The following is a 25,066-nucleotide window of genomic DNA, read 5'->3' as shown; positions in this document are numbered from 1 at the left end:
CCTCGGCAAAGTCCGGGCGGTGGCTTACCATCCAAGGAGGTGAATATGGTCAGAAAAACTCTCATGGTCGCGCTTGCCGGCATTTCGATGCTTGCTGCCGTCCCCGCTATGGCCCAGGGCATCGGGCACAGCCTGTTCATGCGCGGCTCGATCGTCGACACGGGCAGCAACGGCACGGTCGTCTGCATCGGCAAGGCCGATGGCGCCGAGGTCGGCCAGAAGCTCGAGGTCTATCGCGTCGTGACCCATCCGGGTCCGTCCAAGGGCGTGGCGCCGACCTATCACCGCCAGCTCGTCGGCCATGTGACGATCGACCATATCTTTGACGATCACTTCGCGCACGTGTCCGTCGCCGACGGCACGCCTGCCAGGCACGACATCGTCGAGCTTCGCAAGAACTGACAAGCCGGTGGCCCGGCGGCACGGGCTGCCCTGCGACGCGTCGGGGCAGCGGGCCGCCGGCGACGAGGAGACCGTTCGGGGTCAAAGCGAAACCGCTTGACCCTGGACCATGGTCCAACCGGCATGATCGAGCGGATGACATGGGCAATTTCAAGATCGGCGAACTGGCCGCGGCCGCAGGCGTGGGGCGGGATACGATCCGCTATTATGAGCGGATGGGCCTGCTGCGCGAGCCCGCGCGCACGGCAGCGGGCTACAGGCTCTACGACGCGACCGACCTCGAGCGCGTCAATTTCATCCGCTCGGCGCAGGAGCTTGGTTTCACACTCGAACAGGCCCGGCAGCTGCTGGCGCTCAGGGCGTCGGACACCGCGCATGCCCAGGCCGTGCTCGATATCACGCTTGCCAAGATCGCGGACGCCGAAGCCCGGCTCGAGCGCCTGTCGGATATCCGCGACATGCTGCGGATGCTCGCCGACGAATGCCCGGGCGAAGTGCCGGTCTCCGATTGCCCGATCCTCGCCTTCCTGACGGCGCGGCGGAAAGACCAGCAGCATAACAAGAAACATCAGGCAGCGCAGGACGAACGATCACCACGAGCGAAAGGGGTTTTGTCATGAAGAAAATGCGTTTGATCGCCGTCCTCACGCCGGCGCTGCTTCTAGGCGCCTGTGTGACCACGCGGCCGACCTCGGCGCAGGTCGAGAGTTGCCGGGCGATGGAGGGCAATATGGGTCTCCAGACGCCGCATGATCATGGCGAGATGAAGGGGCAGGGGCGCAACCCGATGAACCTCTCGCACGACCGGTGTCTCCGGATTCTGCGCAGCGCGCAATGAGCCGGTCCGGACGCCAGGGATGGCGCCCGGACACAGTTTTCAAGCCAAGGAGCAAAGCCATGATCGACCATGCGAAGAAAGCCCTTCCACTTGTCGGCGGAAGCCTGTTGCTGGCGCTCGCGCTTTCGGGCTGCGACCGCCAGGCCGACCAGACGGTGCCGCCCGCGGCGAACAGCGTCGCCGCCACCCCGGTCCTGACCGACAGCGGCAACGCTGCAGACGCGGCGCCGATGGACGCGATGAGCAACCAGGCCGAGATGGAGCGGCATCACCGTCAGGCGATGGACCATGACGCGATGCGCGCCGGGGCCGGCAACCAGACCGCGCCGGCACCCGATCCCGCGCCGGGCAATGCGGCGATGCCGATGAAGGATATGTAGGCTCGCACACTAAGGGGATGAGGATGTCCAGGCGGATCAGCCTTCGACGCTTGAGCCTCGGCTGCGCAATCGCTCTCAGCCTGTCCGCGAGCGCGGGCGCGCAGGAGGGCGAGGATCATGCCGCGCATCATGGCGCAGGCATGCCGGCCGGCGGGGGCATGTCCGCACCGGCAGAGCCGGGGTCGTCGGACATGGCGAAGATGATGAACCCCATGATGGATCGCATGATCAATGGGGAAGGGGAGAATGAGCACGGCCACGAATCGCGCCGGACCGGCTTCATCTCGCAGCTGCTCGCCTTTCCCGCGCTTGACGAAGCGGCAAGGCAGCGGGTCGCTGCGCAGGCCGGCGAACGGGTAAGCACGGGTCTGGCGATGATCAACGCCGCCTCGGCCGACGGCGCGCGTGCGACCACGGTCTCGGCCCGGCTCGATGCGGCGCGGCGCCTGCGCGAGGGAACCGACCTGTTCCGCTCCGGCACCGCCGCGCAGGGCGCGATCGGGGGCTTGCAGCCGCCCCGGGAGGTCGGGCTTGCCTGGCTGCGCGATCAGCTCGACATCGACCAGGCCGCGCCCGGCCATGCCGATCACTGGTTCGGCATCTCGCCCTCGCACCTCCTTCTCATGCTGTTCCTGGGGCTGGTGAGCGCCACGCTTATCGCGCTGCAGATCTTCCGCCTGCGGCGGATCGGGGCGATCGCCGGCGGTGTCGCCACCGCCAAGGTTCCAGCAAAGCCGGAGCCGAAGGCTGCCCCTCCCGCTACCAGGGTTGCGCCCGCGCCTGCACCCGTTGCCGACAGCGCCGGGCTCGCGCCGAGCAATGCGGCCGCACCCGCTGGGGCGTCGCTGCGCAAGCCCAAAAGCTGGGCGGGGCAGCTGCGCGTGGTCCAGATCGTGCGAGAGACGCCGAGCGTGCTGACCTTCCGGCTCGCGGACCCGACCGCCGACCGGCTGCCGTTCGACTTCCTGCCGGGCCAGTTCCTGCAGGTCGAGGTAGAGCCCGAAGCGGGCAAGACCGCGCGCCGTTCCTACACGATCGCCTCTTCGCCGACCCAGCGGGCCTATGTCGAACTGACGGTCAAGCGCGAGGAGCAGGGCGTGGTCTCGCGATACCTGCACGACAAGGTCGTCGCCGACGATCTGCTGAAGGTCAGCGGACCGTTCGGCGCCTTCACCTTCACGGGAACGGATGCCCAGAGCATCGTGCTGATCGCGGGCGGGGTCGGCATCACCCCGATGATGTCGGTGCTGCGCTATCTCACCGACACCGCGTGGAAGGGTGATATCTTCTTCTTCTACGGCGCACGGTCGACCGAGGAATTCGTGTTCCGCGACGAGCTCGAGCGGCTCGAACGCCGTTTTCCCAACCTCCATGTCGTCGCCGCGATGCAGCGCGCGCCCGGCACCGTCTGGATGGGCCCCGAAGGGCCGATCACGCGCGAGATGATCCTGGCCGCGGTGCCGGAGATCGCGAGCCGGCGCATCCATATGTGCGGCCCGCCGGCGATGATGGGCGCGATGCGCGGCGTGCTGGCGGAACTCGGCGTCCCCGAAGCGCAGCTGCACACCGAGGCGTTCGGTCCGGCCTCGCTGCCGGCCGACCACGAGGATCTCGAGGTCAAGCCCGCGCCCCCGCCAGCGGATAAGCCGGCCCCGAGCGCCGAGGTGGCGCCGAGCACGGTGACCTTCTCCGTGTCGGGGGTGTCGGCGGCCTTGCCCGCGGACGAGACCGTGCTGGAGGCGGCCGAGGGCGCGGGCGTCGAGATCCCCTATGCATGCCGTGCGGGCACATGCGGCGCCTGCGTGGTCAAGCTGCTGCAGGGCGAAGTGACGATGGAGGTCGAATCCGGCCTTGCGCCCGCCGACAAGGCGCAAGGCTATGTGCTCGCGTGCCAGGCGAAGGGGACGGGCACGCCGCTCGTGGTCGAAGCCTGATGCGCGAACGCAGCGACATTGCCGTGGGCCTGCTGGTCGCGTTCCTGCTGCTGTTCCCGTTCGGCTATCTCGTGCATGTGTCGCCCCGCTTTCCGGGTAGCCTGGCCGGCGGGATCATCGGGATCGCAGCGCTCGTGCTGATGCTGCTGACGCTTCCTTATGTCGCGGCCAAGCACATCGCCTGGGTCGACAAGGCGCTCTCCCGGGTCGTCAGCAAGCCAACCCTGCTCGCCATCCACATCTATGCCGGCGTGCTGGCGCCGATCCTGGGTCTGGTCCACGCCGCGCACAAGCTCGAAAGCCCGGTCGGCCTGCTTCTGACCGTCCTCCTGCTGATGACGGTCATCACCGGCTTCATCGGCCGCTACCTGCTTGCCCAGCTTGGTCGGGCGCTGCGCGGACGCAGGTCAGAACTGGCCTCGCTTCGCGCCGCCTTCCTCGAGGAGCCGGCGGCGCCGACGCAGGCCGATACCGCAGCCCCGCCGCTGTCGGGCTGGAAGCGCTATCTGTTCGTCGCCGGGGATGCGTCCGCGGGCCAGCGCCCCCAGGACAAGGCGGGGATCGCCGCAGCGCTGGCCGATACCGAATTCGCGATCCGTGCCGAAGAGGCAACCAACACCCTGTTCGCGCGGTGGCGGTTCCTGCACATCCTGCTGGGCTGTCTCATCTTCGCGCTGCTCGCGCTCCACGTCGGCGCGGCGATCTATTACGGGCTGCGCTGGCTATGAGCTGGCAGCGTCTTTCCTACGCCGTCTTCATCGCAGCCCTGCTGGTGATGGTCGCCGCGGTCGCGATCCGGATGCGATCGGACGCGCCGAGGGATGCCGGCCTGGTGGCGCAGCTCGTCTCGCCCGGCCCGCTCTCGAGCGCGCACCAGTCCTTTGCCGGCCAATGCACGGCCTGCCACACGCCGGGCAAGGGCGTCGAAACCCGGACCTGTCTCACCTGCCATGCGGGCACCGATTTCGGGACGAAGCAGTCGACGCAGTTCCACGCGAAAGCGACGCAGTGCACCTCCTGCCACGTCGAACATGAGGGAGAGCGCGGCATCATCCGCATGGATCACGCCGCGTTGCTCGACATGGCGAAGTGGCGGCAGCCTTTGGCGGGCATGTCGACAAACACTCGAAGCCTGACCCCCGAGACCGCGCTCAATTGCGCGAGCTGCCATGCGTTCCGCGATCCGCACCAGGGCCTGTTCGGCACCGACTGCGCGAGCTGCCACAAGACCGACAGCTGGAAGATCGCCAATTACCGCCATCCATCGGTCAATTCGACGCAGTGCGCCGAGTGCCACAAGGCGCCGCCGAGTCACTTCATGGAGCATTTCAGCATGGTCTCGCAGCGCGCAGCCGGATCGAAGGCGCGCGTCGACCAATGCTATGCCTGTCACGCCACCGACAGCTTCAACAATATCCGCAAGCGAGGCTGGTATGATCACCATTGAGGCCGACTGGCTGAGCGCCTTCTTCCGGCTCGCGGTGATCGGCCTGGAACTGGCGGGCACGCTGACCATCCTGGTCGGCGCGGGGCTCGCAACCTTTCTGTTTGCGCGGCGGGCGAGGGCGGGCGACCGAACCGAGGCCTATAGCGCGTTCCGCTCGGCGCTCGGCCGCAGCATCCTGCTCGGCCTGGAATTTCTGGTCGCCGGCGACATCGTCAAGTCGCTGGTGATCAACCCAACGCTCGACGATCTCATCGTTCTGGCCGGGCTGGTGCTGGTGCGGACCTTCCTGAGCATCTCGCTCGGGGTCGAGATCAACGGCCACTGGCCCTGGGAGGAAACCCGGATGGCGCGGGAGAAGGCGCGTGCGGCGTCGGATGGGTCGCCTGCGACGGCTGAGGCCGCCGGATGCGGCACAGCGCTCAAGGGATAGCAGATGGGAGGTGCATGATGATCGAGAGACGCGAATTGCTGATGGCCGGCGCCGGCCTTGCCGCCGCCGGAACGCTGGCTGTGCCGGCGGCGGCGCAGCAGCATCGAATGGAAGGGATGGCGATGTCGATGACGGACTGCATCGACGATTGCGTGGCTTCGCACCGCATGTGCCTGGAAACCGCCGCTTGGCTGACGAAGCAAGGCGGCGCGTCAGCTACGGCGTCGCTGATCGCCATGCTGAACGACTGTGCGGAACTGTGCCAGGCGACCGCCAACTCGATGCTGCGGGAATCTGCCCTGCACCGCATCGTCTGCCGCGCCTGCGCCGACGCTTGCGAGCGCTGCGCCGAGGAATGCGGACGCCATAGCGCGGACCAGCGGATCGCGCGTTGCTCGGCCACCTGCAAGAAATGCGCGGCGAGCTGCCGAACGATGGCGGACATGTCGAGCTGAGCGGCGCGCTTCGCACGTGCCCCACATAGTCACGTTCAGGCCAGAGCCCCCGGTCACAGCTTGTGTGTCCGACAACTACGCCAGGACAGCGATCATGGCACGTGGCACAAAGTCCGAGTATCCGGCAACGGCGGAAATCATCGCACCCGCCATCGCCGGAGCCTTCCGTGCCGCCACCCGATAGTCGGGTAATGCCGAGCACCATCTTTACGATTGCGTGAACGCTCCACGGTCGATCTGTATTGGAGAAGTCAGTGTCAACCGCCGAATTTGTCAACCGGCTACCCGAATTGCTCCGCCCCAATCCAGCAAGGGTAGTGATCAGACCCTATATGCCGTCGACGGAAACCTATAAATATGCGGTACCGGATCAGCCACGTGCGCAGCGCATCGCCGACCGCGTCCTGGCGCTCGACCCAGCATCGCTCCACGATGAGTTGCAACGCATTCTTGATGATTTCTCGGGAAGGCATCGTGAGGTTCCGTCCCTGTTTTTGCGGCGGTTCCACGAGGTTGATGGCATCATCGTCTGTGATTGCGAGGTCACCCATGAACAGGCGCTCTTGATCGGTGCCCATTTTTGCAACGAATATTCCTATGAGGCAGCAGCGCTTTTCAATCCGAGCATCGTCCTGCATCCTGATCAGTCTGCTGTACCTGAAAACTCTCTCCGATTCATTCTTTCCCTGCGAGGCGTGGGCGAGGGGCATATCTCCTCCGTCACCTTTCGCACCGGGTTTTGCGCCGCGGACGGAACCATAGCAATCAATCCTCCGAGCCCCATGCCGCTCGTGCTGGAGACTGAAAACATCTCCGGCGAGGACGGGCCGGACGCGGGCATTCGGATCAAGTGCGATGGCAGCCACGATCTCTCGGAGATCGTGATCTTTCCGACAACCCCCAGCCAGCGTGGTGGCATCGAAGACCTTCGCTTGGTCCGCTTCCTGGACGACGATGGCCGAGCCACCTATTTCGGTACATATACGGCATTTAGCGGCCAGTCCGTCCGGCAGGAGTTGTTGTCCACGCCGGACTTCCGGACATTCGAACTCAGACCGCTGCGTGGGGATGCCACCGGTAGCAAGGGCATGGCGCTTTTCCCCCGACGCATTGCCGGGCACTTTGCCATGCTTGGGCGCGAGGATAACGAAAATATCTGGTTCCTGACGTCCGCGGACATTCACGACTGGAGTGGCGGAGCGAAAGCCATCGAACCTCGCTGGCCTTGGGAGTTTGTCCAGATCGGTAATTGCGGATCGCCGATCGAGATCGACGAAGGCTGGCTGGTCGTAACTCATGGAGTCGGCGCCGTTCGGAACTATTGCATCGGGGCGTGCCTGCTGGACCGTGACGATCCCTCGAAGCTGCTGGCGCGGACGAAGCTACCGCTTTTGCGGTCGGACATGGATGAGCGCGAAGGTTATGTGCCAAACGTAGCCTACAGCTGCGGCGCGATGGTACATAATCGGGTGCTGGTACTGCCTTATGCCATTGCTGACAGCTTCACCACTTTTGCCACTATTCCTCTCGAGCGTCTGCTGGCCGCCATGGATTAGTCACTGTTGCCGACCTGTCCTGCTCTCGAGTCCGAACCATAGTTACACATCGGCACAACAACGATGCCAGTGCGATAATTTATGGCCATCTCAGAGACGGACTTCGCACATTACGTATACAGCAAGGCGGAAGGTGACACCATTTCACGGGCAAGCTCCGGAAGGGGCGACAATCGACCGGGCATATGCTCGATCGAACGGGAAACCCAGACTTGAAGGAATGGATACTTGCGCAAGAAGACGGCAATGATCGCTTCGCTCGCAGCTCTCGGCTTCCTCGCCGTCAGTGCCGGACCGGTGCTGGCGGACGGGATGCCGCCGGGCATGCCCGATCTTGAGGAGACCCTCAAGGCCAGGCCGGCGCCTGCCCAGCCCGATCCTGCCCACATGCAGGGCATGGCTCACGGTAAGGAGCAGATGCACGGCCAGATGATGCAGGGCCATCGAATGGCGATGCGGGATTCGCAGGACCAGGACGGCGCCTCCGGCATGTCACACAGGTCGGACGGTGGTTGCTGACCCTGCCATCATTCCATCAGACGACAAGGTTGACGGACAAGATCATGGCCGCTTTCAACCGAAGCCTTGGTCCGCCGTTCCCACGGCGGGCCAATCGCTTTTCTGGCCGGTCTCAGGACGAGAAAACCAGGCCGGGTCACATTTTTGATCGATCCCGGATCATCATTTTACGCGCCTGCTCCAGCAGGCACACGGCCGATCGGATTTCGATTCGTAACTTACGTATACAGACAGCGTCTCGCTAGCAGCATTGAAGCTTCGGAATTGCCGGGATCGGAACGTCGATCGGGCAACAGGAAGAACACTCGGAGACCCTCAATGCGACAGACGACATTTCTCGCGGCGCCCGTCAGCCTCTTCGCGACGCTAACCTTCGCCGCCGGCACCGCTCTCGCCCAGTCGACGCCCGCGCCCGCGCAGGCTGCGCCGGCCCATGCCCACCAGCAGGGCATGGATCATGGCGGGCAGCAGATGCACGATCAGATGATGAAGGATCATCAGGCCGGCGCGCAGAAGCAGCAGGGGCAACCGGCCCAGCAGGATCAACAGGGCATGTCGGGGATGGCCGGCATGTCCGGCGGCTCGCCTGCATCGAACGGCTCGGGCATGGCCGGTAAGGCGAAGAGTGGCTGCTGCAAGATGCCGATGAAGAAGGCCAAGCCGGCGGCGAAGAAGAAGACCGCCAAGCCCATGGCCGACAAGCCGATGAGCGACATGTGAGGTTTCCAGCCCCGAGAACAGACCCCAGGGGCTGAGGGCCCGCCGTTCCCCCGCGGCGGGCCAGTTCTTTGACGATGCCCAGCGTCGCCCCGTGCTCCCAGCTTTCAAAACCGGGTCCGAGCGTCTGACTTGACAGAGGAAACAGCGATGCGAAAACATCTTGGCGTCGGTGCTGCTGTTGGCTTTCTGCTCTTTGGCAGCACGCCGCTCCTCGCACAGGGTATCGGCCATAGCTTGTTCATGCGCGGCAAGATCGTCCGTATGGATGCGGGCGGCACAGTGGCCTGCCTGGGTAAGGCCGATGGCGCGCACATCGGGCAGATACTCGAAGTCTATCACGCAACGCCGCGCCACCGCCGTCTTGTCGGTCATGTCGAAGTCGACCAGATTTTCGACGACCATTATGCTCATTTCCGCGTGAGGGACGGGACGCTTCAGAAAGGCGATTGGGTGAGCCTAAAGCGCGTCCGGGCGTAACGCCAGAATTGGAATGCCAAGCGCCGCCCTCGCCAAAAGAAGACTCGGCCGAGTAACGCCTGTCTCGGCATAATTCCGATCAGGCGTGCGCGAATACGTTCAGGAGTCGATGAATAGTCATCGGCTCTGTTGGCGTGTCTGACCCTCAAGCCCGCGACCCCGATACCAGACTACCTTCTGCGGAACTTACTTATAGGCCACCCGGGCAAAGAGATTACTCCGTCAGGCCATCGATAGAGATGGAGTCAGGTTATGTTCGAGAAGGCGATCGGGACCATTAACGCGGCGGCCTCCTTCCGACACCGCTATGATAATTTCATCGGAGGCCGCTGGAGCGCTCCTGCGGGCGGCGAGTATTTCGCCGACACGAGCCCGATCAATGGCGCCCAGATCGCAGAGTTCGCGCTGTCGACGCCGGAAGATGTCGAGCGCGCGCTCGATGCGGCGCACGCCGCCAAGGATCAATGGGCAAGGATCGCGCCCGCCGAACGCGCCAGGATTCTCAATCGCGTCGCCGACCGGCTCGAAGACAATCTGGAGTTGCTGGCACTTGCCGAGACGATCGACAATGGCAAGCCGATCCGCGAGACGCGCGCTGCCGACGTGCCGCTCGCGATCGACCATTTCCGCTACTTCGCCGGCTGCATCCGGGCGGAGGAAGGCGGCATCTCGACGATCGATGCGGACACCATCGCCTATCATTTCCGCGAGCCGCTCGGCGTCGTCGGCCAGATCATCCCGTGGAACTTCCCGCTGCTGATGGCGGCGTGGAAGATCGCCCCGGCGCTGGCGGCGGGCAACTGCACCGTCATCAAACCCGCATCCCAGACGCCGCTCACCTTGCTGATGTTCGCCGAGCTCACCGCCGACATCCTGCCGCCCGGCGTGCTCAATGTCGTTACCGGCCCGGGACGGACCGTTGGCCAGGCGATCGCCGCCAATCCGCGCATCGCCAAGGTCTCGTTCACCGGCGAGACCGTCACCGGCAAGCAGATCATGCACGCCGCGGCGGACCATCTGATCCCCCAGACGATGGAGCTTGGCGGCAAGTCGCCCAACATCTTCATGGCGGACGTGCTCGACGAGGACGATGCCTTCTTCGACAAGGCGCTCGAAGGCTTTACTTTGTTCGCCTTCAACAAGGGCGAGGTCTGTACCTGCCCGTCGCGCGCCCTGATCCATGAGTCGATCTTCGACCGCTTCATCGAGCGCGCCGTGGCGCGCGTCGCCGCGATCCGCCAGGGCGATCCGCTCGACCCGTCGGTCCAGGTCGGCGCGCAGGCGTCGGAGGACCAGCTCCACAAGATCCTGGGCTATATCGATATCGGCAAGGCCGAGGGCGCGCAGTGTCTGGTCGGTGGCGCCAGGGCGCTGCCGGGCGGTGCGCTCGACCAGGGCTATTTCGTGCAGCCGACCGTGTTCGTGGGTCAGAACCACATGCGCATCTTCCAGGAGGAGATCTTCGGTCCCGTCCTGTCGGTCACCACGTTCAAGACGGTCGAGGAGGCGATCGCACTTGCCAATGACACCGCCTACGGTCTTGGCGCGGGCGTCTGGACCCGGAGCGGCAACACCGCCTACCGGCTCGGCCGCGCGATCGAGGCCGGGCGGGTCTGGACCAACTGCTATCATCAGTACCCCGCCCATGCCGCCTTCGGCGGATACAAGGCATCGGGCTTCGGGCGTGAAAACCACCGGATGATGCTCGATCATTATCAGCAGACCAAGAATCTGCTCGTCTCCTATGACGAGCACGCGCTCGGCCTATTCTGACCCCCCGCTTAAAAGGAGAAACGGACATGGCGAAAACCATGAAGGCGGCGGTCGTCCGCGAATTTGGCAAGCCCCTGGTCATCGAGGACGCGCCGATCCCGACGGTCGGCCCCGGGCAGGTCCTGGTCAAGATTGCGGCAACCGGCGTGTGCCATACCGACCTGCACGCGGCAGAAGGGGACTGGCCGGTCAAGCCCAACCCGCCCTTCATTCCTGGCCATGAGGGCGTCGGGCATGTCGCCGCCGTTGGTGCCGGCGTCACCCATGTGAAGGAAGGCGACCGGGTCGGTGTGCCCTGGCTCTACACCGCCTGCGGGCACTGCGTGCATTGCCTGGGTGGCTGGGAGACGCTTTGCCACGAACAGCAGAACACCGGCTATTCGGTCAATGGCAGCTTTGCCGAATATGTCCTCGCCGATCCCAACTATGTTGGTCACCTTCCCGACAATGTCGACTTCCTCGACATTGCGCCGATCCTCTGCGCGGGCGTCACCGTCTACAAGGGATTGAAGGCCACCGAGGCCCGACCCGGCGAGTGGGTGGTCGTCTCCGGCATTGGCGGGCTCGGCCACATGGCGGTGCAATATGCCCGAGCCATGGGTCTCAATGTGGCCGCGGTCGACATCGACGATAGCAAGCTCGACCTCGCTACACGCCTTGGCGCCACACTGACGGTCAACGCGCGCAACGAGGACCCTTCGGCAGCGCTCAAGAAAGCCATTGGCGGCGCGCACGGGGCGCTGGTGACCGCCGTTTCGCCCAAGGCGTTCCAGCAGGCGCTCGGCATGGTCCGGCGCGGCGGCACGGTCGCGCTCAACGGCCTGCCGCCGGGCGACTTCCCGTTGTCGATCTTCGACACCGTGCTGAACGGCATTACCGTGCGCGGCTCGATCGTCGGCACGCGGCTCGATCTGCTCGAGGCACTGGCGTTCGCCGGCGAGGGCAAGGTCAAGGCCACGGTCCATGCAGACAAGCTGGAGAACATCAACGACGTCTTCTCCCGCATGCATCATGGCGACATCGAGGGCCGGATCGTCCTCGACCTCGCCTGAAGCCGACTTCGCGAAAGTACAGTTCATGTCTCCCTTACATATCCGGCCGATCGCGCGGCGCCGTTTCGTCCAGGGGCTGGCGATCGGCGGCGCGGTCGCCGGTTTCGCCCCGGCGCTTCTCGCGCGATCCGCACCAACCTTGCCCGCTGAGCTGAGCGGGACCGAGTTCGACCTCGAGATCGCCGAGCTGCCGGTCAACTTCACCGGCAAACGCCGTATCGCGACCGCCGTGAACGGCAGCGTGCCCGCGCCGGTCCTGCGCCTGCGCGAAGGCGACACGGTCACGCTGCGCGTACGCAACGGCCTCAAGGAGATGTCGAGCATCCATTGGCACGGCATCATCGTGCCGGCGGAGATGGACGGCGTGCCCGGCATCAGCTTTGCCGGCATCGCGCCGGGCGAGACCTTCACCTATCGCTTCGAGGTCCGCCAGAGCGGAACCTACTGGTATCACGCTCACACGCTCGCCGAGCAGACGGGACTCTATGGAGCGATCATCGTGGAGCCAAAACAGGTGCCGACGGCGCGGGCGCCCGATCGCGACTATTGCATCGTGCTCAGCGACTGGTCGGACGAGCCGCCGCTGCAGATCTTCCTCAATCTCAAGAAGCAGAGCAGCTACTATAATTTTGCGCAGCCGACCGCCGGCGATTTCCTCAAGGATGTCGGCACCATGGGCTTGGGCAAGGCGCTCGAGCGGCGGCGGATGTGGAACAGCTCGCGGATGAACCCGACCGACTACAGCGATGTCTCTGCCGCGACCTACACCTATCTGATGAACGGCGCGCCGCCCGCCGGCAACTGGACCGGTATCGCCGCGCCCGGCGAGCGCGTGCGCCTGCGCTTCGTCGGCGCGGGGACGGCGACGTTCTTCGACGTGCGGATCCCCGGGGTCGAGCTGACGGTCGTATCGACCGACGGGCAGCCGGTCGAGCCGGTCACGGTCGAGGAATTCCGGATCGGCCCGGGCGAGACCTACGACGTCGAGTTCACCATGCCCGAGGGCGGCGCCCGCACCATCTTCGCGCAGGCGATCGATCGGAGCGGCTATGCGCGTGGCACGATCGCACCGGCCCCGGGCATGGCGGCAGCCGTGCCGCCGCTCGATGCCCGGACCTGGCTCGAGCCGGTCGACATGATGGGCGCGATGGCGACGATGGGCGCAATGGGAGGCGACGCGCATGCCGGGCACGGCATGACCGAGATGCCGGCCAGGGCACGGCACGCCCGCACCGAATATGGCGCCAATACCGACATGCGCGTCGACTATCCGCGCACCAATCTCGACGATCCCGGCGCCGGGCTGCGCGGGCGCGGCTGGCGCGTGCTGACGCTGGCCGATCTGCGCACGCCGGGCGGCGATCCCGACCCGCGCGAGCCCGAGCGCGACATCGAGCTGCATCTGACGGGCAATATGGAACGGTTCATCTGGTCGCTCGACGGCATCAAGCTCAACGATTCCAGGCCGCTTCATTTCAAGCCAAACGAGCGGCTGCGCGTCACCTTCGTCAACGACACGATGATGGCGCATCCGATGCATCTGCACGGCATGTGGAGCGATGTCGAAGGCCCGGACGGCGCCTTCCAGGTCCGCAAGCATACGGTCGTGGTCCAGCCCGCCCAGCGGGTGAGCTTCCGCGTCACCGCCGACGCCATGGGCCGATGGGCCTTCCACTGCCATCTGCTCTATCACATGGCGGCCGGCATGTTCCGGGAGGTGGTGGTCGCATGATCCGGATTTTCCCCTCGCGCGGCATCGCTCTTGGCGCTGCCCTCTTCCTGGCGCCGGCGATGACGGCTCCCGCCCTCGCGCAGGATGCCTCGCCCCCGTCGCCCGCCGCCACCCCTGCCCAAACGGCCACTCCCGCTCAGCACACCCCTTCCGCGCAAGGCTCTCAGGACCATGCGGGCATGGACATGCCGGGCATGGATATGACCGACACGAAGGCGTCCGGTAACGGCGCCACGATGGACATGGGCTCGATGCAGGGCGGCCAGGCCCCGCCGGACGCGCGCAACTCGGACGATTATGCCGACGGCTACCGCAACTCGACGCTGCCGGGCTATGAGATGGCCGACAAGCTCTCAATCCCCAAGATACTTGTCGATGAGCTTGAGTTCACCAGCGGCAACGAGGGTCAGGGCGTGGGCTGGACCGTGCTCGTCACCAAGGGTCAGGACAATGACAAGCTCTGGCTGCGCAGCCAGGGGCTCAAGAACTCCCGCGACCAACGTCTCGATCCGGAGAGCAGCGTCGAGGCGCTGTGGTGGCACAGCAAGAACCCGTTCTGGGGCACGCTGCTCGGGGTCAGGCAGGATCTCGGCAAGGGTGCGACCACCTGGCTGGCCGCCGGCGTCGAGGGACTGGCGCCCTATTGGTTCGACGTCCAGCTCACCGGCTATGTAGGAACCGATGGGCGTCTCGCGGCGCGCGCCAAGGCGTCCTATGAGGTCTTGTTCACCAATCGGTTGATCCTTACGCCGCAGGTGGAGACCAATATCTATTCGAAGCGGTCGAGCGATCGGCAGCTCGGCAGCGGCTTCAGCAATGTCGAGCTGAGCGGACGGTTGCGCTACGAGGTGTCGCGCAAGTTCGCGCCCTATATCGGCTTCGTCTGGGAGCGCGCATTTGACGGCACGGCCGATTTCCGTCGCCTGCGCGGGGAAGGGCCTTCCGAACACAGGCTGGTGATCGGCTTGCGCGCCTGGTGGTGATCCGCGGATGGCCACTCGAGGGGTCGACCGCGAACGCGCCGCGTGACAAGGCTGGATCGCAAGCCAACGGTCGCTGGCCGGCCTCCTTTTTCGTCTTGTTGCTCGCGGCGGCTGCGGCGTCGGCGGGACAGACGGCCATTCTCGCCTTCCTTCCGGCACTGGTCGACCCGGCTCGTGGCGCGCTATCGTCAAGCGCTCATGATTTTCATGTCGCGAGCCTGACCGCGGTCCATCCCCTGGCAGCCTTGCTGGCGGCGCCGCTCTGGGGCTGGATCGCGGACCGGGTCGACTATCGGGCGATGTTGCGCGCAGCGCTGGTCATCCTCGCCCTGGTGACCGCGCCGATCGGCCTCGTCGGGCTGCCTGAGCTTTATGCATTGCGCCTGGTGGCGGGGATGGCGTCGGCCGCCATCATACCGTTGGGCTTGCTCTGCGCGAGCTTTGCCGCAAACGAGCGCGCGGACCAGGCGCGGCGCTTCACCTGGCTGACCGCCTTCTTGTTTCTGGGCGATCTCGCCGGTCCGCTGGTGGCGGAGGTCTCGGCCGCGATCCTGCCCCGCGCTCCCCTCATGATCCTCGCTTTCGGCATCGGTGCCGTCGGGGCGGCGCTTTGCGCCGTGCGTCTGCCGCGCTGGTGTGCACCTTGCATCGATGGCGGAGACCTGCCCGCGCCGACGCTCGGCGCGACGCTGATCCTGCTTTTCGTCACGATCGTCGCGGGCGGCGGGCTGGCGGCGATGCATGTCAATCTCCTGGTGACGCGGAGCGTCATTTCGCTGAGCCGCGAAGAGATCGCCTGGATGCTCAGTCTCTGCGGATTGGGCATGCTGGCAGCACAGATCTTCCATGCGAGGCTCGATTGGCTGGTGACCATGCCGAGGCGGCTTGCGGGGCTGACGCTCGGCCTGCTGGCTGCGGCGCTCTTCCTGTTCCCTGTCGCCGCGAGCATGGCCGAACTCAGTGGGATCATCGTTGCTGCCGGCTGGAGCTCGGCAACCCTTCGATTGGTCACCAGCTTCTGGATCAGCGGTGCGGCAGCCCCTTCGGGTCTGAAGCTCGGTCTCCAGCATTCCGCCGCCAGCATCGGGCAGGCGCTCGCGCCGCTGGCGATCGCCGTCGTCGCTCCCGGGGCGCAGCACTTAGTCTTGTGGGGGATTGGTGGTCTGTCGCTGGCGCTGCTTGTGTCCTTGCCGCTCGCCTGGAGGCCGCGCGCCATCGTGAAATCTTCAGCGTGATGAGGGGTAGGGGGCATCAATGCGTATAGATCATTAGGAACCCTATCGCATGCTTCCGGGAGCCGTTCATGAAGACCCGTCTTTCTGCCGCCTTGCTGTTCCTCGCCCTGCCCGGCGCAGCGCTTGCGGCGAATGATGTCGTCGTCCACCGGGACCCGGGTTGTGGATGCTGTGAGAAGTGGGCCCAGGCGCTTCGCGCGAAGCTGGGCCGCACGGTCGTCATGCGCGACGATGCGTCGCGCGGGGCGCTTCAGCGGAGGGCCGGCATGCCGGGCACGCTGGCATCCTGCCACAGCGCGATGGTTGATGGCTATCTGATCGAGGGCCATGTCCCGGTCGCCGATATCAAGCGCCTGCTGGCAACCCGTCCCGTAGGCGTCAGAGGCATTGCGGTGGCGGGGATGCCGATCGGCTCGGAGGGCATGGAAGTGGCAGGCGCCGCCCGCCAACCCTATGCGGTGGTGTCGTTCGGCAGTTCGGGCCAGAAGGTCTTCGCGCGGCATTGATCACGCACGCCTCGGCTCTCGCTGGTGATTTCCTGTTTGAATGACTGGGACTTGCTCGCCCCCACCTGTATAGTCATTTGATGCATGCTCCCGCTCGCCCCCATAGCCGCGCATCCGCTCCCCGGACGAAAGCTGCTTCTGTGGGCGAACCCGCGGTCGACGCTGCCGGTGCGGAGAAGCAACCTCGCTATGTGGCGATCAAAGACAGCATTTTCGAGGACATCCGGGAAGGTCGCCTGAAGCCCGGCGACCAGACGCCGTCAGAGGCCGAGCTCGTCGAGACGTTCAAAGTCTCGCGCATGACCGCAAACCGGGCGTTGCGGGAACTGCAATCGGCCGGTGTCGTGGTACGGCGGGCGGGGCGGGGCAGCTTTGTCGCCGAGCCCCGGCCGATCGGGCAGCTGATCGAGATCCGCAACATCGCGGAGGAGGTGCGCGGCAGGGGCCACGCCTATCGCGCGCGCGTCATTTATAATATCGAGATACGGGCTGATGCGGAAAGGGCAGCTCTGCTGGAAGTCGGCTTGGGCACGCGCCTCTTCCATTCGCTTATCGTCCATCACGAGACCGAATTCCCAATTCAGGTCGAGGAGCGCTTTGTGCTGGCATCTGCTGCGCCACGCTACGGAGAGAGGGATTTCAGCGCCTCGACGCCGAATGAATATCTGACACGTGTTGCCCCGCTCGAGCGAGTAGAGCACCGGGTGTGCGCGGCGATGCCGGATACAGCCATGCGAACAATGCTGGGCCTCGCTGAAGGAGAACCAGTGCTAATGATGACGCGCAGAACCTGGAGTCGCGGACGTCTCGTATCGCACGCTTGGCTCACGCACCCGGGCAATCGGTTCGAGCTATCGGCGGCTTTTTCTGTTGGGACCTAGCGATCAGCCCGCGCCCAACTTGACGGCCGATTTGCGCCTGCGCCGCAACCATCGCACGTCGGCGCGACTGAAGCTCTTAAACAGCAGGTAGAAGCCCGTCCCCGACAGCCACAAAGTACCGAACGCAACGAAGACGATCAGCGGGTGATTGAAGCTGGTGCGGTTCACATAGTCCATATTGTGGAGCATCCAGAAGAAATCCCAGGTGCGCCATGTGTCGCCGCGCATGACCAGGAATCGGCCGGTGTCGGCGGAGATGTAGGCGCTGCTGTTCTCTGCGTCCGCGAAATCCAGTCGCCACATGGTGCCTTCGTGCTCGCGCGCTTCCACATTCGGTTCGGCGAGCAACGTTGCCTTGCGGATCGGTGCTTCATTCACCATCGTCGCGACGTCGCGCGCGACCTGCTCGTCGACCCGAACCGGGGCGCCGCTCGTCGCGTCGATTAGCCGCGTGCCCGTGGTGGATCGAAGCTCGTAGACGGGGCGTGTGGCAAGGGACCGCAAGGCGATGCCGAGCACGGGACCATCAAGAGCGAGCTTTGCCGGCGCAATATAGTCACCGGCAGGTAGGGCGTGCTGATGGCTGGCCTGCGCACTGTGTCCGCCGACCTTCTCCTGATCGAGCAAGGCCATCATCGAGCCGCTCAGAGCCCAAAGGAGAAACTGCACGCCCAGGATCAGGCCGACCCATTTGTGGATGCGCCGAAAAAAGAGCGGGGTGAACCGGATTTTCTTCATGCCTTCTTCTTCCTGCGCCGCGGGAACGACCAAAGCAGCAGCCAAGCCCCGGCCAGCGCCATGGCAAGGGCACTCCAGGTCGCCACGCGCAGCAGCGGATTGTTGACGTCGGAGCGATCGTCATAGTCCATGATGTGCAGCATCCACGCGAAATCGAACACGCGCCACAGCGCATGGCGGCGCGAGATCAGCTCACCGGTCTGCGGAGAGAGATACAGGGTTGGCCGGTTCCAGGCATCGAATTCGACCTGCCAATAGGGAGGCTTGCGCGCCTGCATTTCCAGTGGCGCCGTCGTCAGCAGCCGGGCTGCGACGATGTCCCCGGTGCCGCTGTAGATGCGCCGAGCGGCGGCGCGGATTTGTGCCTCGCTCAAATCGGGGATGGGCTGTCCCGAACCTGCATCGAAGAGTCTTGGACCACCCGAGGTTTGCGCGCGCCAGACGGGCTGATCCATGAACCGTTGCAGGCGGATCTCGGACGCGTCGGGAGCCGATTGAACAATCCGCGCCGGCGGGACGAAGCTCGCAAGGTCGATGGGGGCGACGACCGGTGGGCGGACCAGATCGTCGCCATGGATGATGTCGATATGGACGGCCACCATATAGAAGCCGGTCAGCGTCCAGAGCAGAACCTGGACGCCGACGATCAGGGCCAGCCACTTGTGCGTCCGGCGGATGACCAAAGGCCAGCGAATTGCCATGTGCTGCCCTTCAGAACGCGGTTCGGAAGCCGGCGTAGAAGCGCCGTCCGAGCAGATCATAGGTCATCGTGTCGGTGTTGGCATCGGTGAAGCTCTGGATATAGGGCGCCTTGCGGTCGAACAGATTATCGGCCCCGATCTGGAAACGTGTCTTCTCGTCGATCGCGAAGGCAAGCTGAAGATTGTGGTAGAAGACGTTCGGCGTGCGGTAGCCGATGTCGCCGGCCGATGCGTTGAAGTCGGTCGCCTTGCCGATCCATTGTGTCGACCAGGTCGCGCTGATGCCGTCCTTTTCCGCCGTCAGCACGCCATAACCACGCCATTTCGGATAGCCGCCATTGCCGCCCCCGATAAACCCGTCGAAATAGATCGGCGCGCCGCCGGGGAAGGGGTTTACGACATATTTGTTGAGATAGGTCATGTTGAGATCCAAGGAGATCTTCACCTCGCCCACCGCACCACTGTACACCAGACCCAGATCGAGACCATTCATCTCCTCGCGGCCGGTGTTGATGGGCTGGGCGGAGAGGTAAGTGACCTCGCCGGTCAGCGCGCTGCGCGTAAAGTCGCTGCAGAACGGGTGCGACAGGTTCTGGCTCGCATAGCAGACTGCGAGCTTGGTCGAGCCGGGAATGGCCCGGATCGCGTCCTTGATCTTGATGTCGAACCAGTCTGCCGTCAGCGACAACCCTGGGATGATGCCGCGCGGCGATATCACCGTACCAACGGTCCAGGTCGTGGAGCTTTCGGGCCGAAGGCTCTGGTTACCGCCCACTGTGGTGAGGATCGTGGTGCCGAGCTGCGTATAGTTGGCCGGCACACCGGACGCCTGACAATTGGCGATCAAGGTCACGTTGCCGCTGGAGGTGTAGCGCGAGCAGGGATCGGTCGTGGTCAGATTGCCTTCCGAGACGCCGCCGAAAAGCTCCGGCACGTTGGGAATGCGAAAGCCCGTCCCATAAGTGCCGCGCAGACGGATGCTGTCATTGACTACCCAGTCGGCACTGAGCTTGTAATTCCAGTCGCTCCCGAAGAGATTATAGTCTGAGTAGCGGACTGCGCCATCGAGCGTGAGCGCCTTGGCGAAAGCTGTGTTGGCAAGCACCGGCACCGATAGCTCGAGATAGGCTTCCTTGGCGGTGCTCGAGCCCGAAATAGGATCCTGCTGATTGACGTTCGCCACGCCGAGCACCGTCAACGGGTCGGGATCGCGCCAGCCTTTTTCGCGCCGATAGACCACGCCGGTGGCGAAGGACACCGCGCCGGCTGGAAGGGAGAAGAGATCGCCGTTGAGGTCAGCCGTGACCGTGCCGAGTTCGTTGCCTCCGCGATCGCGCGAGGTGAACAGAATATAATCCAGAACCTGAGGTGTCAGGTCTCCGAACCCAAGATAGTCACCGCAGGGGATGGCCGCGCCCGCCGTGCTGGAGCATTTGCTCCTGTCGAGCGTGTTCGCGACGCGCTCGAGATTGGCGATGTTGGTCGAGCCGTCGACGGCCGTGTTACGCCCGAAGCTGCCCGCGACTTCCCAGGCCCAGTCGTTCGCCAGCTTGCCGCGCAGCCCGAAGGTGCCTTGCCAGGTATCGGTCTCCTGGAAGAAGTGGCGCGCGCCGGGTTCGGCGAGGCGGCGCTGGGCCAGGACCAGGTTCTGGCCGGTCGGATTGGTCGGATTGCTGGCTGGTATCGAGAGATTGCGCAGCGTGCCGGGTGTCGCGATCTGATTCGACTTGCGGAACGTATAGAGGAACTCGCCGAACGCCTGGATACCGTCGGTCAGCGCATAGTCCGCGAAGAAGGCCGTGCTGACGCGCTCGACTGGGCTGACCGCATTGAGAAACGGGTTCGAGTTGAAGTTGTGCTTGGCGGGACTGTAAGGCTCGTAGAAGTTCCCGTTCCCTCCGGGTACCTGGTTGAAGTTGATCTGTTGGCCGTTGGGCAGCACCGCGCGTCCGCCGATCGTCGAGGCGCTGTTGACGCAGCTCAGCGAGCCCGGCGTCGTTTCAGCGAGCGAGCAGGGCGCACGCGAGGCCATGTTGACGGCGCTGGTCTTCTGGTAGGTGACTGCTGCCATGAACCCGCCACGATCGTTGCGAATGCCCCAAAGTAGGTCCGCGGTGAGATCGGAGCCGTCGCCGCGCTCGGTAATGCCTTGTCGGACGCTGAGACCCAGGCCTTCATAATCGGTGCGCGTGACAAGGTTGACCACGCCGGCCATGGCATCGGCCCCGTAGATAGCGGACGCGCCATCCTTGAGGACATCGGTGCGTGCCAGCGCCACGACCGGGATCATGTTGAGATCGGGTGAGGAATTGGCGCCGGTGCCGCCCGCGACGAGGCGTCGGCCGTTGAGGAGCACGAGTGTGCGCTTGATGCCGAGGCCGCGCAGATTGACCTGAGCAGTGCCATAACCGTTGTTGGTCCAGTAGGCCGATGTCTGGTTGCCCGCGAAGCCGGCATTGGCCGGCAAACGCTGCAAGGCGGTTTCGATATTGACGATGCCGGTATTTTGGATCTGCTCGGCGGTGACCACGGTGGCCGGTCCAACCCCGGCCAGATCCTGCCGACGGATTCGTGAGCCGGTAACGACGATGTCGCTGTCATCCCCCAGGACTTGTGCTTTTGGCTGCGGTGTCGGATCGGCCTGAGCGAGAGCCGGCGCGGCGTAGCCCGCGACGATGGCGGCGCTGCCGAGCAGGGCCATCCTGATGGTCATGTGCAATCCCCCTGACGTTTTAGAACAGCCACAGACAACATCAGTTGTATATACAGGTCAACAGTATTTTTCCTGTTTTTCCAATACCTTATTCTCGTGAAATTTAGATATAGATATAGCTATAATACGCACGCCAGACGTCGAACCCTCATGACTGAAGAGATATTTTTGCGAGCGCTCATTTGCAAAGCTGCTGAGATAGGAGATAGAATATCATATCGTAATACAGCCTCGCACGCTTCGATTTGATGATCGGGACATTTGGCCGGCAAGAATGCGAAGCGGCATGATCACATGTTATTGGTGTCGGCGTGATATACCTAGGTATAGCGCTAGAGATGCTCCGGGAACATTAGTCCTTTGCTGAGCTTGCACGCGCCAGGGAAAGTAATACCGATGCGGACCGCATTTGATCCTCGTTTCCTGGATGTGTCGCGCCTTCTTCCGGATTGAGCCGCAGGTTCGCCTTTTGAGGCAGATGAAACGACTCCTGACGAAACGTCGTGCGACGAGTCCGGCGACCTGAGATCGTCGCGCAGCCACTGGGTCACTTGGCGATGATCCAATCCGGTTCGGCAGTGGCGGCGCAGTCCTCGAACGTCGATCGCATCCGCGGAGCCGACGGGCCGGCTTGTGCATGAGCCGCCCTGATTTTGCCGCTGGGCAGTACGGCAGGTTGCGAAAAATGCTTGCTGTGTCCCGGTCGGCGCGCGGGCGTGCAGCTCGCGCCTCGCACGATCACACGCGCAGCAGTCGCCCCACCGCCCGCATGATCGTCGCCCGGCGCGCCGCGTGCTCGGCAGCGTCGCGTGCAGCTCCGGTCATGCACCAGAGCTGGGTGAGGGCGGCGACAAGCCGGACGACATCCAGGGGCGTGAAGTCGGCGACGATCCGCCCCTCGGCCTGCGCCGCTGCGATCCCGTCCAGCTTCTCCCCGAGAAGGACCTCGCCGGCCGGGAGCATCAGAACATCCTGGCCACGCTCCAAATGATGCCAGGTCAGCAGCCTCCACAGGCGCGGGCGTTCGACCAGCAAGTCATAGGTGCGCCCCGCATAACCCTCAAGATCATTGGGATCGAAGCGATCGGCCTGCGCCGCGTCCATCACTTCCTGCGTCAGCGCGGCATCGAAGAGCGCCTCCTTGTCCCCGAAATAGGTGTAGAGCATCGGCTTGCTGATACCCGCCGCCTGCGCAATCCGGTCGATCCGCGCGCCCGCCAGCCCATGGGACGCGAACTCCTCGGTCGCTGCAGCCAGGAGCGTCTCGCGGCTCTGTGCGGCATTCCGCCGGGTTCGTTGCTTCATCACACCTCCAAGCATTGACGCATTCCAGGTTTCAAGTTACCTACCAGTTGGTAATATATGGAGTAACATATGTCCAATCACTGGTTTCTCACGGGCGCGTCCAGCGGCATCGGCCGCCATCTGGCCGAACTGATCCTGGCCGCTGGCGACGACCTTACCGCGACGGCCCGCAAGCCCGAAAGCCTCGATGATCTCGCGGCGAAATATCCGAGCCAGCTGCGCGTCGAAGCGCTCGACGTCACGGTCAAGGACGATATTGCTGCGGTCGTGGCCCGGGCGCAGGCGCGTCGACCCGTCGATATTCTGGTCAACAACGCCGGCGGCGGCGTGATCGGCGCCACCGAAGAGATGTCGGACGCCGAGGTCGAAGGCCAGATCGCGCTCAATCTCATGGCGCCCATCCACATCACCCGCGCCTTTGTCCCCGCCATGCGGCTGCGCGGGAGCGGCCGGATCATCCAGATCTCCAGCGCTAGTGGTCAGGGCTCGCTTCCGACGAGCAGTCTCTATCATGTGGCCAAATGGGGCCTGGAGGGCTTCAGCGAATGCCTCCGCCAGGAGCTTGAACCCTTCAACCTGTTCGTGACACTGATCGAGCCGGGCGGGGCGCGCACCAGCTTCAGCCACAATCTGCAATTCGCCAGCGAGATCGCCGCGTATCGCGATACGCCCGCCGGCCATATCCGCAAGATGTTCGAGACCGCCGGAAACGAGCTCTACACGCTCGACCCGCAAAAGATCGCGCAAGCGATCGTTGATGTCGCAACCAGCGACCATCCGCCGCTGCGCGTGACTCTGGGGGGTGACGCTTTCGGCGTTGTCCAGGCGGCGCTGCAATCGCGGCTCGCCTTTCTGCAGTCCCAGGAAGCGCTCGCGCGCTCGGTCGCTTTCGACAGTTGAGCTTTTCCGTCTTCCAGCTTTCGTCTCCGCGCGGTGCGACGCGCCTCACCGGGGCCCGGCAACCCTGTCGTCAGCGCCGTTATCCGATACTTAGGTATAGTCATCCGACACGATTGCAGAGGCGCCACACGGGCAATCGCTTGGTACCATCGCAAGAGAGGAAAACCCTCGCGGTCGCCAATCAAGGGTGCGCAGACCTTCGCAGTCTGCGTGCCCTTGATGTGGCAGCGCGCCGCCCAGCCACGCGCGTCATGAACGGGAGCGGCCTTCTGCGAAACCCAACGCTCCGCCGCATTTTCTATAAGCTCTCGCTCGAATTGCTGCGCGCCGCCTTCTTCTTCCTGCGATTGGGCTTGAAGAATGACGAGTGTTTGTGCGCGCGTCTCAATAGGCGAGGCACACGGCTTCCGGTCGCCGCCGCCGTTCTTTGTCACAATGGCAAACGGCTACGGCCGGCGACCCTGATCGATCCGGCGTGCGAGCACGTCGGCAAGGATGACTTCGTGTGGATCAAAATGTCCCAGCCCAGCGAAACAGAACTTGCCGACATCGCCGGGAATTACGGCCTTCACCCGCTTGCCATGGAAGGTGCCGACAACGGCCACCAGATTTCGAAGCTCGACGATCACATGCTCAGGGTTGAGAGCGCCATCACCGGCATCCGCGACATCCTGATCTCGGTGTTCGAGGCGAGTCACCTGCTCGAACAGCAGCGCCAAGGTGCGATCACCCGTTAGCTTGCCGCCCGGGCTGCGATCCTCGCGGTGCCTACCGCGATTGCCGGAATCTACGGCATGAATTTCGAGAATATGCCCGAACTGAAGACGCAATGGGGATATTTCGTCATCCTCGGCGTCATCGCTGCGGTCTGCATTGGGCTCTACATCCGGTTCAAACGTAGCCACTGGCTTTGACGGCGCAGATCGGCTTTCCACATCGCGCCGGGCTGAGGCTGCCGGGGGCCGGCCGCCACAATTCAATGCTTTCGAAGCGTCTCGATGCGGTGCCGGTCCAACGCTTCGAGCAAAGCCCTGCCGATCAGCGGCTTTGCGAGAACATGATCGAAGCCCGCCTCAGCGGCCCGCGAGGCCAGCAGCGTGTCATGAAAGCCTGAGATCATGATCGCGCGTCCCGACCATCCGATCTCGCGAAGGTGACGCAGCATCGCGAATCCGTCGATGTCGGGCATGCGATAGTCGAGGATGACGCAGTCTGCCTCCTTCGCGCGGGGGTCGGCCAACAGCGCGTGGCCGGTCGTATATCCCCACACGGCATAGCCGCGCGATCTCAGCAGCAGCTGGAGGCCACGCCGCACGCCGGGATCGTCGTCGGAGACGAGGATGGTGTATCTGCCATCATGCTGAGTGGAACGGACCGATGGCATTGCGA

Annotated in this window: 26 protein-coding genes and 1 pseudogene; 22 read left to right on the top strand and 5 right to left on the bottom strand. The window is 64.3% G+C overall.

The window, feature by feature from the left end; translation table 11 throughout:
* Positions 1-63 precede the first annotated feature (63 nt).
* From FFS08_RS17455 to hutC, 20 genes are all read left to right on the top strand, one after another.
* Positions 64-402: a hypothetical protein gene (locus FFS08_RS17455; RefSeq protein WP_007406371.1), complete on the top strand. Its 339-nt coding sequence runs from the start codon at positions 64-66 to the stop codon at positions 400-402.
* A gap of 140 nt (positions 403-542) precedes the next feature.
* Positions 543-1,022 (top strand): heavy metal-responsive transcriptional regulator, encoded by a 480-nt coding sequence (locus FFS08_RS17450; RefSeq protein ID WP_007406417.1) that lies wholly within the window; start codon positions 543-545, stop codon positions 1,020-1,022.
* Positions 1,019-1,240: a hypothetical protein gene (locus tag FFS08_RS17445; RefSeq protein WP_007406426.1), complete on the top strand. Its 222-nt coding sequence runs from the start codon at positions 1,019-1,021 to the stop codon at positions 1,238-1,240. The genes FFS08_RS17450 and FFS08_RS17445 overlap by 4 nt, the downstream gene beginning before the upstream one ends.
* A 59-nt stretch (positions 1,241-1,299) precedes the next feature.
* The gene (locus FFS08_RS17440; protein WP_007406382.1) at positions 1,300-1,620 is read left to right on the top strand and encodes a hypothetical protein; all 321 of its coding nucleotides are present in this window, start codon (positions 1,300-1,302) and stop codon (positions 1,618-1,620) included.
* 23 nt (positions 1,621-1,643) lie between these two features.
* Entirely contained in the window at positions 1,644-3,554 is a 1,911-nt protein-coding gene (locus FFS08_RS17435; protein WP_030089529.1) for a 2Fe-2S iron-sulfur cluster-binding protein, read from the top strand.
* Positions 3,554-4,282 carry a hypothetical protein gene (locus tag FFS08_RS17430; RefSeq protein WP_007406424.1) on the top strand — a complete coding sequence of 243 codons (729 nt, stop codon included), beginning with the start codon at positions 3,554-3,556 and terminating at the stop codon, positions 4,280-4,282. The genes FFS08_RS17435 and FFS08_RS17430 overlap by 1 nt, the downstream gene beginning before the upstream one ends.
* On the top strand, positions 4,279-5,001 hold the full coding sequence (locus FFS08_RS17425; protein ID WP_007406380.1) for a hypothetical protein: 723 nt from the start codon (positions 4,279-4,281) through the stop codon (positions 4,999-5,001). Before FFS08_RS17430 ends, FFS08_RS17425 begins: the two co-directional genes overlap by 4 nt.
* On the top strand, positions 4,988-5,431 hold the full coding sequence (locus FFS08_RS17420) for a DUF1622 domain-containing protein (protein WP_007406411.1): 444 nt from the start codon (positions 4,988-4,990) through the stop codon (positions 5,429-5,431). Before FFS08_RS17425 ends, FFS08_RS17420 begins: the two co-directional genes overlap by 14 nt.
* Before the next feature lie 14 nt (positions 5,432-5,445).
* The gene (locus FFS08_RS17415) at positions 5,446-5,886 is read left to right on the top strand and encodes a four-helix bundle copper-binding protein (RefSeq protein WP_015449267.1); all 441 of its coding nucleotides are present in this window, start codon (positions 5,446-5,448) and stop codon (positions 5,884-5,886) included.
* Between the two features lie 254 nt (positions 5,887-6,140).
* On the top strand, positions 6,141-7,442 hold the full coding sequence (locus tag FFS08_RS17410; RefSeq protein WP_438830636.1) for a glycoside hydrolase family 130 protein: 1,302 nt from the start codon (positions 6,141-6,143) through the stop codon (positions 7,440-7,442).
* A gap of 228 nt (positions 7,443-7,670) precedes the next feature.
* A complete protein-coding gene (locus FFS08_RS17405; protein ID WP_007406388.1) occupies positions 7,671-7,961 on the top strand; it encodes a hypothetical protein in 291 nt (96 codons plus the stop codon).
* 318 nt (positions 7,962-8,279) lie between these two features.
* Positions 8,280-8,681, top strand: a complete 402-nt coding sequence (locus tag FFS08_RS23600; RefSeq protein WP_015449265.1) for a hypothetical protein — start codon at positions 8,280-8,282, stop codon at positions 8,679-8,681.
* Positions 8,682-8,828: 147 nt separating this feature from the next.
* Entirely contained in the window at positions 8,829-9,158 is a 330-nt protein-coding gene (locus FFS08_RS17395) for a hypothetical protein (protein ID WP_004212674.1), read from the top strand.
* Positions 9,159-9,410: 252 nt separating this feature from the next.
* Complete coding sequence (locus FFS08_RS17390; RefSeq protein ID WP_015449264.1) at positions 9,411-10,931, top strand: aldehyde dehydrogenase family protein; 1,521 nt, start codon at positions 9,411-9,413, stop codon at positions 10,929-10,931.
* A 26-nt stretch (positions 10,932-10,957) separates the two neighbouring features.
* Positions 10,958-11,983 carry an alcohol dehydrogenase AdhP gene (adhP, locus tag FFS08_RS17385; RefSeq protein ID WP_004212676.1) on the top strand — a complete coding sequence of 342 codons (1,026 nt, stop codon included), beginning with the start codon at positions 10,958-10,960 and terminating at the stop codon, positions 11,981-11,983.
* A gap of 25 nt (positions 11,984-12,008) precedes the next feature.
* On the top strand, positions 12,009-13,715 hold the full coding sequence (locus FFS08_RS17380; RefSeq protein ID WP_015449263.1) for a copper resistance system multicopper oxidase: 1,707 nt from the start codon (positions 12,009-12,011) through the stop codon (positions 13,713-13,715).
* Positions 13,712-14,698, top strand: coding sequence for a copper resistance protein B (locus FFS08_RS17375; protein ID WP_171012667.1), 987 nt, complete (start codon positions 13,712-13,714; stop codon positions 14,696-14,698). Before FFS08_RS17380 ends, FFS08_RS17375 begins: the two co-directional genes overlap by 4 nt.
* Positions 14,692-15,933 carry an MFS transporter gene (locus FFS08_RS17370; protein WP_015449261.1) on the top strand — a complete coding sequence of 414 codons (1,242 nt, stop codon included), beginning with the start codon at positions 14,692-14,694 and terminating at the stop codon, positions 15,931-15,933. Before FFS08_RS17375 ends, FFS08_RS17370 begins: the two co-directional genes overlap by 7 nt.
* Positions 15,934-16,001: 68 nt before the next feature.
* Entirely contained in the window at positions 16,002-16,439 is a 438-nt protein-coding gene (locus tag FFS08_RS17365; protein WP_004213035.1) for a DUF411 domain-containing protein, read from the top strand.
* A 140-nt stretch (positions 16,440-16,579) separates the two neighbouring features.
* Positions 16,580-17,320 carry a histidine utilization transcriptional repressor HutC gene (hutC, locus tag FFS08_RS17360; RefSeq protein ID WP_004213136.1) on the top strand — a complete coding sequence of 247 codons (741 nt, stop codon included), beginning with the start codon at positions 16,580-16,582 and terminating at the stop codon, positions 17,318-17,320.
* A gap of 3 nt (positions 17,321-17,323) precedes the next feature.
* On the opposite strand, the gene FFS08_RS17355 is transcribed toward hutC, so the two are convergent.
* The 4 genes from FFS08_RS17355 to FFS08_RS17340 all read right to left on the bottom strand — a co-directional run bounded on the left by FFS08_RS17355 (position 17,324) and on the right by FFS08_RS17340 (position 22,777).
* Positions 17,324-18,058: a PepSY domain-containing protein gene (locus FFS08_RS17355; protein ID WP_004213137.1), complete on the bottom strand. Its 735-nt coding sequence runs from the start codon at positions 18,056-18,058 to the stop codon at positions 17,324-17,326.
* Positions 18,055-18,759: a PepSY domain-containing protein gene (locus FFS08_RS17350; RefSeq protein ID WP_015449260.1), complete on the bottom strand. Its 705-nt coding sequence runs from the start codon at positions 18,757-18,759 to the stop codon at positions 18,055-18,057. The genes FFS08_RS17355 and FFS08_RS17350 overlap by 4 nt, the downstream gene beginning before the upstream one ends.
* A gap of 10 nt (positions 18,760-18,769) precedes the next feature.
* On the bottom strand, positions 18,770-21,472 hold the full coding sequence (locus tag FFS08_RS17345; RefSeq protein ID WP_015449259.1) for a TonB-dependent receptor domain-containing protein: 2,703 nt from the start codon (positions 21,470-21,472) through the stop codon (positions 18,770-18,772).
* Positions 21,473-22,210: 738 nt separating this feature from the next.
* A complete protein-coding gene (locus FFS08_RS17340; protein WP_015449258.1) occupies positions 22,211-22,777 on the bottom strand; it encodes a TetR/AcrR family transcriptional regulator in 567 nt (188 codons plus the stop codon).
* A gap of 69 nt (positions 22,778-22,846) precedes the next feature.
* On the opposite strand from FFS08_RS17340, the gene FFS08_RS17335 reads away from it, so the two are divergent.
* Positions 22,847-23,677 (top strand): SDR family oxidoreductase, encoded by an 831-nt coding sequence (locus tag FFS08_RS17335; protein ID WP_037479754.1) that lies wholly within the window; start codon positions 22,847-22,849, stop codon positions 23,675-23,677.
* A 611-nt stretch (positions 23,678-24,288) separates the two neighbouring features.
* Positions 24,289-24,591 (top strand): annotated as a pseudogene (locus FFS08_RS24335) (CorA family divalent cation transporter); the annotation flags it as partial.
* A 62-nt stretch (positions 24,592-24,653) separates the two neighbouring features.
* Here FFS08_RS24335 and FFS08_RS17325 read toward each other — a convergent pair.
* Complete coding sequence (locus FFS08_RS17325) at positions 24,654-25,061, bottom strand: response regulator (protein WP_016743851.1); 408 nt, start codon at positions 25,059-25,061, stop codon at positions 24,654-24,656.
* Positions 25,062-25,066: the final 5 nt, after the last annotated feature.

The organism is Sphingomonas sp. 1F27F7B (genome assembly GCF_005503355.1).
Classification (GTDB): Bacteria; Pseudomonadota; Alphaproteobacteria; order Sphingomonadales; family Sphingomonadaceae; genus Sphingomonas.
Note: the sequence above shows the minus strand (reverse complement) of the source record. Positions and strands in the feature narration are given on the sequence as shown.

What these genes read in the sequence shown, in the direction of transcription:
- FFS08_RS17455 (WP_007406371.1), top strand. Translation starts at nt 64, where the DNA reads ATGGTCGCGCTTGCCGGCATTTCGATGCTTGCTGCCGTCCCCGCTATG.
- FFS08_RS17450 (WP_007406417.1), top strand. Translation starts at nt 543, where the DNA reads ATGGGCAATTTCAAGATCGGCGAACTGGCCGCGGCCGCAGGCGTGGGG.
- FFS08_RS17445 (WP_007406426.1), top strand. Translation starts at nt 1,019, where the DNA reads ATGAAGAAAATGCGTTTGATCGCCGTCCTCACGCCGGCGCTGCTTCTA.
- FFS08_RS17440 (WP_007406382.1), top strand. Translation starts at nt 1,300, where the DNA reads ATGATCGACCATGCGAAGAAAGCCCTTCCACTTGTCGGCGGAAGCCTG.
- FFS08_RS17435 (WP_030089529.1), top strand. Translation starts at nt 1,644, where the DNA reads ATGTCCAGGCGGATCAGCCTTCGACGCTTGAGCCTCGGCTGCGCAATC.
- FFS08_RS17430 (WP_007406424.1), top strand. Translation starts at nt 3,554, where the DNA reads ATGCGCGAACGCAGCGACATTGCCGTGGGCCTGCTGGTCGCGTTCCTG.
- FFS08_RS17425 (WP_007406380.1), top strand. Translation starts at nt 4,279, where the DNA reads ATGAGCTGGCAGCGTCTTTCCTACGCCGTCTTCATCGCAGCCCTGCTG.
- FFS08_RS17420 (WP_007406411.1), top strand. Translation starts at nt 4,988, where the DNA reads ATGATCACCATTGAGGCCGACTGGCTGAGCGCCTTCTTCCGGCTCGCG.
- FFS08_RS17415 (WP_015449267.1), top strand. Translation starts at nt 5,446, where the DNA reads ATGATGATCGAGAGACGCGAATTGCTGATGGCCGGCGCCGGCCTTGCC.
- FFS08_RS23600 (WP_015449265.1), top strand. Translation starts at nt 8,280, where the DNA reads ATGCGACAGACGACATTTCTCGCGGCGCCCGTCAGCCTCTTCGCGACG.
- FFS08_RS17395 (WP_004212674.1), top strand. Translation starts at nt 8,829, where the DNA reads ATGCGAAAACATCTTGGCGTCGGTGCTGCTGTTGGCTTTCTGCTCTTT.
- FFS08_RS17390 (WP_015449264.1), top strand. Translation starts at nt 9,411, where the DNA reads ATGTTCGAGAAGGCGATCGGGACCATTAACGCGGCGGCCTCCTTCCGA.
- adhP (WP_004212676.1), top strand. Translation starts at nt 10,958, where the DNA reads ATGGCGAAAACCATGAAGGCGGCGGTCGTCCGCGAATTTGGCAAGCCC.
- FFS08_RS17380 (WP_015449263.1), top strand. Translation starts at nt 12,009, where the DNA reads ATGTCTCCCTTACATATCCGGCCGATCGCGCGGCGCCGTTTCGTCCAG.
- FFS08_RS17375 (WP_171012667.1), top strand. Translation starts at nt 13,712, where the DNA reads ATGATCCGGATTTTCCCCTCGCGCGGCATCGCTCTTGGCGCTGCCCTC.
- FFS08_RS17365 (WP_004213035.1), top strand. Translation starts at nt 16,002, where the DNA reads ATGAAGACCCGTCTTTCTGCCGCCTTGCTGTTCCTCGCCCTGCCCGGC.
- FFS08_RS17355 (WP_004213137.1), bottom strand. Translation starts at nt 18,058, where the DNA reads ATGAAGAAAATCCGGTTCACCCCGCTCTTTTTTCGGCGCATCCACAAA.
- FFS08_RS17350 (WP_015449260.1), bottom strand. Translation starts at nt 18,759, where the DNA reads ATGGCAATTCGCTGGCCTTTGGTCATCCGCCGGACGCACAAGTGGCTG.
- FFS08_RS17345 (WP_015449259.1), bottom strand. Translation starts at nt 21,472, where the DNA reads ATGACCATCAGGATGGCCCTGCTCGGCAGCGCCGCCATCGTCGCGGGC.
- FFS08_RS17340 (WP_015449258.1), bottom strand. Translation starts at nt 22,777, where the DNA reads ATGAAGCAACGAACCCGGCGGAATGCCGCACAGAGCCGCGAGACGCTC.
- FFS08_RS17335 (WP_037479754.1), top strand. Translation starts at nt 22,847, where the DNA reads ATGTCCAATCACTGGTTTCTCACGGGCGCGTCCAGCGGCATCGGCCGC.
- FFS08_RS17325 (WP_016743851.1), bottom strand. Translation starts at nt 25,061, where the DNA reads ATGCCATCGGTCCGTTCCACTCAGCATGATGGCAGATACACCATCCTC.